Source organism: Natronomonas sp. (genome assembly GCF_036625485.1).
In the GTDB taxonomy this organism is placed as follows: domain Archaea; phylum Halobacteriota; class Halobacteria; order Halobacteriales; family Haloarculaceae; genus Natronomonas.
The window spans coordinates 1-9,437 of sequence record NZ_JAZKTR010000101.1; the positions used below are offsets into that span (position 1 = coordinate 1).

The 9,437-nt window shown below is 64.9% G+C and carries 7 protein-coding genes and 1 other RNA gene; 6 read left to right on the forward strand and 2 right to left on the reverse strand.

Annotated features, from left to right (window positions below; translation table 11 throughout):
• The 3 genes from V5A53_RS10320 to V5A53_RS10330 form a co-directional block, all read left to right on the forward strand.
• On the forward strand, positions 1–1,812 hold a 1,812-nt coding region (locus V5A53_RS10320; RefSeq protein ID WP_332313527.1), incomplete at its 5' end, for a nitrite/sulfite reductase.
• Positions 1,813–2,031: 219 nt separating this feature from the next.
• The gene (locus tag V5A53_RS10325; protein WP_332313528.1) at positions 2,032–3,144 is read left to right on the forward strand and encodes an aminopeptidase; all 1,113 of its coding nucleotides are present in this window, start codon (positions 2,032–2,034) and stop codon (positions 3,142–3,144) included.
• A gap of 260 nt (positions 3,145–3,404) precedes the next feature.
• Positions 3,405–3,767: a hypothetical protein gene (locus V5A53_RS10330; RefSeq protein WP_332313529.1), complete on the forward strand. Its 363-nt coding sequence runs from the start codon at positions 3,405–3,407 to the stop codon at positions 3,765–3,767.
• A 53-nt stretch (positions 3,768–3,820) separates the two neighbouring features.
• Here the strand turns inward: V5A53_RS10330 and rnpB are convergent.
• Both rnpB and V5A53_RS10340 read right to left on the reverse strand, forming a co-directional pair.
• Positions 3,821–4,212: RNase P RNA component (gene rnpB, locus V5A53_RS10335), an RNA gene on the reverse strand.
• Between the two features lie 64 nt (positions 4,213–4,276).
• Positions 4,277–5,638 (reverse strand): LVIVD repeat-containing protein, encoded by a 1,362-nt coding sequence (locus tag V5A53_RS10340; RefSeq protein WP_332313530.1) that lies wholly within the window; start codon positions 5,636–5,638, stop codon positions 4,277–4,279.
• 84 nt (positions 5,639–5,722) lie between these two features.
• On the opposite strand from V5A53_RS10340, the gene V5A53_RS10345 reads away from it, so the two are divergent.
• From V5A53_RS10345 to uvrA, 3 genes are all read left to right on the forward strand, one after another.
• Positions 5,723–6,460, forward strand: a complete 738-nt coding sequence (locus tag V5A53_RS10345) for an SDR family NAD(P)-dependent oxidoreductase (RefSeq protein WP_332313531.1) — start codon at positions 5,723–5,725, stop codon at positions 6,458–6,460.
• A gap of 156 nt (positions 6,461–6,616) precedes the next feature.
• Positions 6,617–7,672, forward strand: coding sequence for a DUF7261 family protein (locus V5A53_RS10350; protein WP_332313532.1), 1,056 nt, complete (start codon positions 6,617–6,619; stop codon positions 7,670–7,672).
• 44 nt (positions 7,673–7,716) lie between these two features.
• On the forward strand, positions 7,717–9,437 hold a 1,721-nt coding region (uvrA, locus tag V5A53_RS10355), incomplete at its 3' end, for an excinuclease ABC subunit UvrA (protein WP_332313533.1).

The following is a 9,437-nucleotide window of genomic DNA, read 5'->3' on the forward strand; positions in this document are numbered from 1 at the left end:
GACGAGGTCTACGGTGCGGAGATCCGGGACCACCTCATGGAGTTCGCCGAGGAGGGATGGAGTTCCATCCCCGAGGACGAACGCGACGCGTGGTTCGAGCGCTTCAAATGGTGGGGGCTGTACCACCAGCGGAAGGGCCAGGAATCCTACTTCATGATGCGTATCGGGACGCCGAACGGTCGCCTGACGCCCGAGCAACTCCGGGTCGTCGGCGAAGTCGCCAACGAGTACGCCACCGGACCGGTCGAGAACCCCGAGTTCGGCGGCGCCTACTGTGACTGGACGACGCGGCAGTCCATCCAACTTCATTGGATCCAACTGCAGGACATTCCGGACCTCTTCGAGAAGCTCGAGGAACACGATCTCTCTACGATCCAGGCCTGCGGTGACTCCTGGCGGAACATCGTCGGCTCGCCGATGGCGGGCAAGGACGCGAAGGAACACATCAACGCGTGGCCGGTCATCAAGGAGCTGAATGACACCTTCAAGGGCAACGACGACCACTCGAACCTCCCCCGGAAGTGGAAGGTCGCCGTCACCGGCGACACCCGTGGCTCCGGGCAGGCCGAGATCAACGACCTCGGCTTCGAGCCCGCGACCAAGGACGGACAGAAGGGCTTCAACGTGAAGGTCGGCGGCGGCCTCTCCCGGAAGGAACCCCGCATGGCCCGCAGCATCGACGTCTTCGTCACCGAGGACACCATCGCCGACGTCGCCGGCGGCATCTCCGCGCTCTTCCGCGACCACGGCGACCGCGAGGACCGCTTCAACGCCCGCATCAAGTTCCTCGTCGACGAGTGGGGCACCGACAAACTCCGCCGCGTCCTCCAGGACGAGTACGTCGACTTCGAACTCCCCACCGCGGGCGAGGACCTGCGCGAGCAGTACACCTACAACTCCGGCCGCAACGACGAGACCGGCGACTACGTCGGCGTCCACGAACAGGTCGACGGCGACTACTTCGTCGGCCTTTCCGTCCTCGTCGGCCGGATGGGCGCCGACGACGTCATCGAACTCGCCGACCTCGCCGAGGCGTACGGCTCCGAGATCGTCGGCATCACCCAGCGACAGAACCTCATCGTCTCCGACATCGCCGAGGCGGACCTCGACGACTTCCTCGACGAACCGCTGCTGGAGACCTACTCGCCGGACCCCCACCCGTTCATGCGCGGCTCCATCGCCTGTACGGGCACCGAGTACTGTTCGCTCTCCATCGTCGAGACGAAGAACCGGATGGTCCGCTACGCCCGCTGGCTCAAGAACAACGTCGAACTCCCCAGCGGCGTCGAGGACTTCCACATCCACCTCTCGGGGTGTACCGCATCCTGTGCCCAGCCCCAGATCGCCGATATCTCCCTGCGCGGCATGAAGACCCGCAAGGACGGCGAACCCGTCGAGGCCTTCGACATCGGCCTCGGCGGCGGCCTCGGGGAGAACCCCCGCTTCGCAGACTGGATCGAGATGCGCGTCGCCGCCGACGAGGTGCCCGGCTACATCGAGAACCTGCTGGCCATCTACGAGGCAGAACGCGAGGAGCGCGTTGTTCAGGATGAACAACGAGGGCGAGACGGCGAAAGCGAGGCGCGCAGCGCCTCGGACCATGCGAGCGGGCAAAGCCCGCGAGCAGAAGCCGTCGAGCGAGAGTCCTTCCGCGACTACATCGAACGCCACGACGAGGAGTACCTCAACGGCCTCGCCGAACCCGAGGAAACGTCCTACGAGGACCCCTATCTCGGCAACACGAAGATGACGTGGTACCCCTACGCCGAAGAGACCGAGATGGACGCGTCGCCGACGCCCGCTGACGACTAGCGAACTTTTTGCACGCTCGGGCGCCTACGGCGCCCTCGCGGACGCTTTCTTTATATTCTGTTTAAACATCGATGTTCGTAGTCGTTCGGTCAGTTTTCACTTGTTCCACCCGAAACGTCACCCCCGTCGTCGGACCCCTGCTTCGTCTGGAACAGCGGCCGCCCCTCGCTTCACCTCGAATGCCGACTTATAAACCGTCGCGCGGCGAACGGGTGGGCGATGGACGAGCGCGTACGCGAACACGCGGAGGTACTGGTCGACTGGAGCGCACGAACCGAGGAAGGCGACGACGTGGTGCTGTCGGTCGCCGAGGACGCCCACGAACTCGGGGTCGCCGTGGCGGAGAAACTGGGCGAGGTCGGTGCCAACGTCGTGACGACCTACGGCTCCGCCGAAGTGTCGCGGGCGTATCTGAAGGCCCACGACGGCGATTTCGAGGAGGACCCGGGTCACGAACTGGCCCTCTACGAGAACGCCGACTCGGTGCTCCGGATCGGCGGCGGCCGCAACACCACCGCGACCGCGGACCTCGACAGCGACGTGCGACAGGCTTACTCGAAGGCCCGCGAGGGGATTCGGGAAGCGCGGATGGACACCGACTGGGTGTCGACGGTCCACCCGACCCGGAGCCTCGCCCAGCAGGCCAGCATGGCCTACGAGGAGTATCAGGACTTCGTCTACAACGCCGTCCTCCGCGATTGGGAGTCGCTGGCCGAGAAGATGGCCAACATGAAGGAGATACTCGACGACGGCGAGGAGGTCCGCATCGTCAAGGAACGCGACGACCAGCCGAAGACCGATATCACGATGTCCATCGAGGGCCGTACCGCGGTCAATTCCGCAGCATCGGTCGCCTACGACTCGCATAACCTCCCGTCCGGCGAGGTCTTTACCGCACCCCACGCGACGGAGGGCGAGGTGTTCTTCGACGTGCCGATGACGCTCAACGCCCGCAGAGTTCGGAACGTCCACCTCACCTTCGAGGACGGCGAGGTCGTCGACTTCTCGGTGGAGACCGGCAAGGACGAACTCGAAACCATCCTGAACACCGACGAGGGCGCCCGCCGTCTGGGCGAGTTAGGTATCGGGATGAACCGGGGCATCGACCGCTTTACCGACAACATCCTCTTCGACGAGAAGATGGGCGACACCGTCCACATGGCGGTCGGCCGGGCCTACGACGCCAACATGCCCGACGGCGAGGAGGGCAACCAGTCGGCCGTTCACGTCGACATGATCACGGACATGTCCGAAGCCTCCCGTATGGAGGTCGACGGCGACGTGGTACAGCGGAACGGGACGTTCCGGTTTGAAGACGGCTTCGAGGGGTAGTACCGCACCGAGCGAAGCGAGGTGCGGCTTTTTCATCGAACTTTTTCGAACGGCACCTTCCGCTTCGAGGACGGCTTCGGCGACTAGCCGACCACCCTGCGATATTTCTTGGTAATCAATGGTATCGAGGACCATTTAGCACCACAACTAATAAACCGGGCGCACCGTTAGACCGTATCAGCGCGAGGTCGGATACAACTTTAAACGCCGCCCAAATTAAAATGGGCTGGCTGACAGTTCGACACTCGCGGGATGCCACTATGCAATGCATACTACCCGGCGGGCGGTTCTCCCCACTCCCGAGTGCCGTCGAGGCCCAGAAGAAGCTCAGTAGCGCCGCGTTCGAGCTGGTTTCGACCGGCTCGACGATGCACCACGAGACACTCGCGGCGGCACGGGCGATGGCACACATCAACCTCAGTTCGGCCGAGGAGACCACGGGCATCACCACCCGTCGCGCACACGACACCATCGACGAGGGCTTCGACACCGTCGAGAACGCCAGCAACCGCACCGAGGACCGCTTCCTCCGAGCGTTGCTTTCGACCGGCCAGCTGTCGGCTACCTACGCCGAGGTCGTCGACGAATCCGTCGACCGCGTCTGTGTGGGCGACGGCGAGTGAGGAGGGGCCGAACGCGTCGACGGCGAGAGATGCACCGCTGGACGGTCGAAATCGGCTGAGGATAGTAAGCCCCCTTCTGTTTCTACCCGGCATTCGGCTGAGCACTCGTCTGTGTGTCCGGGCTACCTTGGTCGACGAGCTTGCACCGGCGAGGATTCGCCGTTCCATCCGTTCCCACTCGTCGGCCCTCCGCGGGTTAGCTCCCTTCCCTTGCGGGTCGGTTCGCGCGCTTGCGGCGAAACCGCAAGCGCCGCGGGCCGCCATCGGCGGCCCACGCGCCTCATCGGTCGGAGTGGGTGGTCTCGTTTCTGTTCCAGAGCCAGCGGTCTCCCGCTCCGGGCTTGCGCCCGGTCACCTGCCCGGACGGTGGGGGGACTTTCCTCATGCACACGCTGGGACGGCAACGCCGTCGAAAGCGGGGCACGGGGACCGGGCATCCTCTTCCATTGATAAATAGACGGGTCGCGCTTTTAAGGCGTTCGGTGGCGGAGGACGGCCGACGTTCGCCGTCAGTCCCGAAGCCATCGATAGAGCCCGGCCACGCCGAGCCCGAACAGCCCCGCGGCCGCGCCGAGACCCGCGCCGTCGTCCACGGTTTCGGTTGTCGTCGTCGTATCCAGCGACCCACCGGGGTCCGGGAAGGCGTAGATGCGCGCGCCTTCGGCGGGCGAATCGAGCGTGTGGTCCTGCCAACTGCTCCCGATGACGGCGTCACCGGCCTGCTGGGCCGTCCAGAAGCTGGTCGTCTTCGCATCCCGCCAATGGGCGAGTTCCTCCGGGTCGGTCGGGTCCGAGACATCGTGGACCTTCAGGCCGCCGCGGTACCACGAGGTGTAGAGCTGGTCGCCGACGAACGCGAAGTTGTGCGAGGTGGTCCAGACGCCCCCGCGAAAGCGAGCGTCGCTCGTCTCCGGCGCCTCGATGCGGGCCAGACGCTCCTCGTCGGCGGCGTTCCACAACTCGACACCGCCGAGGTCGCTCGTCGGGGCGTCGGCCTCCTCGCCCCACGCCTCCTGATTGAGTGCGACGAGATCGCTGTCGACGCCCCGCTGGGGCATCGCGAAGTGGTCGTTGCCGGGTAGATAGAGCCGCCGTTCGAGCGCTTCCGAGTCGCTGAGTTCGGCGCGTTCCTCGGGGTCCTGTCCCCGGAGGCCGACGATGGGCGTCGGATCGCTTGGGTCCGAGACGTCGACGAGCCACGTGCCGGCGTCCCAGTAGGAGAGGTACGCGACCCCGGATTCGACCCACACGTCGTGGAGTTCGTACATCTTCCAGTAGACGTCGTCCCAGCGGTCGTCCGCGTCGAGAATCGACCACCTGCCCACCTCCTCGCCGGATTCGATGTCGACACAGACCAGCGGGTTGCCCTCGCCGTCGTTGCCGCAGAGGTACAGCGTCTCGCCGTCGGTATCGAGGTTGTGGTGGTAGAACTCCGTCTCGTAGGTCAGGACGTGTTCGGGGGCCGCGGGGTCAGAGACGTCGAAGACGACGGCGGCGTAGGGAACGTCCGAACGGCCGTTCGGCGGGCCGCCGATGGCGTAGTACTCGCCGCCCACCTTGCCGTCGTAGATGCCTTCGAGGGGGCCGTCAGGATGGTCGGCGAGCAGGCCGTCCCGTTCGGCAAGCAGGGTGAGGTCGGTTGGGTCCGACACGTCGACGGTCGCGAAGCCGTCGGTAGTGGCGACGTAGGCGACGCCGTCGTCGACGACGAGTTCCTTGGCGCCGGGAAGCGAGAGGCTATCGAGCGGTTCGAAGCCGCCGTCTTCCGCGGCTTCGCCGCCGCCGTGGCCCTCGTGGGCCGTGCTATCGCCAGCGAGAGCGAGCGTCGATGCCCCGGCAACACAGGCCTTCAACAGCGACCGGCGATCCATTCGCCCGACATTAGGAGTGGGAGCGCCTATGCTTTCCGGCCCTCGCGGGACAGCTATTTGCCCGTACCGACCCGAGACGGAGGTATGATTCGACCGGACTGTTCGGGCCGGGTCGCGCTGGTCACCGGCAGCGCGAAGGGCGTCGGCCGCGCGTTCGCCCTCGCGTTGGCCGACGCCGGCGCGGACGTAGCGATCCACTACCGCAGCAGCGACGCGGAGGCCGAAGCCACCGCCGAGGAGGCCCGCGGCCGAGGCGTCGACGCCATCACCGTCCGGGCCGACGTGACCGAACCCGACTCCGTCGATGACGCGTTCGAAACGATCGAGTCCGAACTCGGGAGCGTCGATATCCTCGTCAATAACGTCGGTAACTTCGCGCCCGACCACTGGGAGGACATCGACCTCGACACGTGGCAGCTGGTCATGGACACGAACCTGACGGGGACGATGCTCTGTTCGAAGCGCGCGCTGGGGCCGATGCGTGAGGGCGGATGGGGCCGCATCGTCAACGTCGGCTACGCGTCGGCCGAACGGGCCTCCGTCTCGCCGACCAACTTCCCCTACTTCGTCGCCAAGACGGGCGTGCTCATGTTCACGCGGATGCTCGCCGCCGAGACGCAGGACGACGGCATCACTGTCAATGCAGTGTCGCCGTACGTCGTCGAGACCAGTGATGCCTTCCCGGAAGACGTCCCGCGTGGCCGGTGGGCGAAACCCGATGACCTCGTGACCGCACTGCTCTTTTTCGTCGATGAATCGACCGAGTACATCAGCGGCGAGAACGTCGAAATCGACGGTGGATGGCTCCCCGAATCGGTCTGATAGGGATTATCGTAGACGTGTATAGACCCCAATCGAGACGCCGAGATACGCCGCCAAAGAACGGACCTCGGAACGTTCGGTTGGCTACGATACGCCCTATGAAATGTGAGTCGGCGAACACATCGATTAGTCCGCGTACCGAATCGATTCTTGTACATGCTCGGTGACCGCCCCGCGGACGAGCGGGGCCAACTCCTCATCATCACGGCGCTCGCACTCGCCATCATCCTGGTCGGACTGGCGTTAGTCCGCAACTCGGCGATCTACACGGAGAACCTCTCGACCCGCCAAAGCACCGACAGCGTCGAAGTGACCAGCACCCTCGGTGACGGGGAGGCCAAAGTCCAACGGGCTATCCGCCACGTCAACCGCCACAACAACTCCTCACAAGCCGACGTCAACCGAGCCTTCGACGACGTCGTCGGTAACATCGGCAACAGCACCACCGACCAGCACGCCAAACGCGGGGCCGACTATCGACTCACGGTGACCGACCGGACCAACGGGACCCACCTCAAACACACCAACAGTTCGAAGAGCTTCGTCTCCGGCGATTCCGACCCCGGCAAGGGTGACTGGCTGCTCGCCGGGAACGTTTCTCACCTCCGGGACTATCGGAGGACCGTCCAGCCGCGATACCTGTACACCGGTACCGACCCCACTATCAATGTCCTGATGAACAACGCCTTCCACGTGAACATGACCGGCGAGGACGGCAGCGGTACCAACGTGACGTGGGAGATCTACGTCTACGAGAACAGCACCGGCGCGGTGGTCGTCGTCGGGGCCGAGGAAACCGAACTCCTGAGCGAGGACGACATCGAGGACCTGACCACCTTCGAGGACAGTCGTCGGGCGCCGACGAGCAGCGACGACGAGAACGTCACCATCGACGTCACGAACGGAACGGTCGCGGGGAACTCCTGTGCGGGACTGGCGTTTCAGGACCCCTTCGAAGAGCCGATTTCACTTCGCTACGAGAACGCCGACGATAACCAGACCCTCGCCGAGTCACGCAGCGGCGGTACCTACGAGCTCGCCATCGGCACGACCGACTACGAGGACCAGTACTTCAACGACACCGCCACCGAATCACCGTACGCCACCAATATCATCTACGACGCCCGCGTCGAGAGCCGCTATTCGCGCGACGACATCACCCACAGCCGGGTCGCACGAGTCCACCCCGGGACCGAAGGCTACACGTCGTAGCCGCAACCGACAGGGTTTCACTCGGCCAGTTCCTCGGACCGATAATGACTGACGACATCGTCGTCCGCGGTGCCTCCGAGCACAACCTGAAGGACATCGACGTGTCCATCCCCCGCGAGGAGTTCACCGTCGTCACCGGCCTCTCGGGGTCGGGGAAATCGTCGCTCGCGTTCGAAACCGTCTACGCCGAGGGCCAGCGCCGTTACATCGAATCGCTGTCCGCCTACGCCCGCAACTTCCTCGGGCAGATGGACAAACCGCAGGTCGAGAACGTCGAAGGCCTCTCGCCGGCAATCTCCATCGACCAGAAGAACGCCGCCAACAACCCCCGGTCGACGGTCGGGACCGTCACCGAACTCCACGACTACCTTCGCCTCCTGTACGCCCGCGTCGGGACGCCGCACTGTCCCGAGTGTGGCCGCGAGGTCGGCGAGCAGAGCGCCCAGCAGATGGTCCGCCGCCTGCTCGACCTGCCGGAGGGTACCCGCGCGAAGATCGGCGCGCCCGTCGTCCGCGACCAGAAGGGCGCCTTCGAGGACCTCTTCGACGAACTCGTCTCGGAGGGGTACACCCGCGTCGAAGTCGACGGCGAGGAGTACGACCTCTCGATGGAAACGCCGGACCTCGACGACAACTACGACCACACCATCGACGTGGTCGTCGACCGCGTCAAACTCGAGGAGGACGCCCGCTCCCGCATCACCGACTCCGTCGAAACCGCACTCGAAGAAGCTGGCGGCGTCCTGAAGGTCATCCTTCCGGACCCGCCCGAAGACGCCGATATCGGCACCCAGTCCCGAAGCACGGGCGACCTCGCTGGCGACGAGGACGACCGCCTCGTCGCCGAGTTCTCCGAGGAACTGGCCTGTACCCATTGTGGCATCGACCTGCCCGAAATCGAGACGCGTTCGTTCTCCTTTAACTCGCCGCACGGCGCCTGCCCCGAGTGTGAGGGCATCGGCGAGACGAAGGAGGTCGACGAGGACCTCGTCGTCACCGACCCCTCCAAGCCGATCAAGAACGTCTTCGAGCCGTGGAGCTACAACCGCTCGTACTACCGGACACGCCTCGACAGCGTCGCCGAGCATTTCGGCGTCAGCGTCAACACCGCCTTCGAGGACCTCGACGAGGACGTCCAACGGCAGTTCCTCTACGGGACCGACGAGGAAGTCGTCTTCAAGCGACAGACCAAGAACGGCACCCGACGCAAGGAAAAGCGCTTCGAGGGCGTCATCCCGAACCTCGACCGCCGATACATCGAGACGGATTCGGAGTCCACCCGCGAGCACATCGAGGATTACATGGCGACGACGACGTGTCCCGCCTGCGAGGGGACGCGCCTCAAGCCCGAATCCCGCGCCGTCCTCGTCGCTGAGACCTCCATCACGGAGGTCAACCAGCTCTCTATCGGCGACGCCTTAGAGCACTTCGAGAACCTCGATGCCGACCTCGATGCCCGGGAGCGGAAGATCGCCGAGGAGATCCTCAAGGAGATCCGCGCCCGCCTCGGCTTCATGGAGGAGGTCGGCCTCGAATACCTGACGCTCGACAGGGAGGCCTCGACGCTTTCCGGCGGCGAAAGCCAGCGTATCCGACTCGCCACGCAGGTCGGTTCCGGTCTCGTCGGCGTCCTCTACGTGCTCGACGAACCCTCCATCGGCCTCCACCAGCGGGACAACGACAAACTGCTGGACACCCTCGAAGGCCTGCGGGACCTCGGAAACACCCTCGTCGTCGTCGAACACGACGAGGAGACGATGTGGCG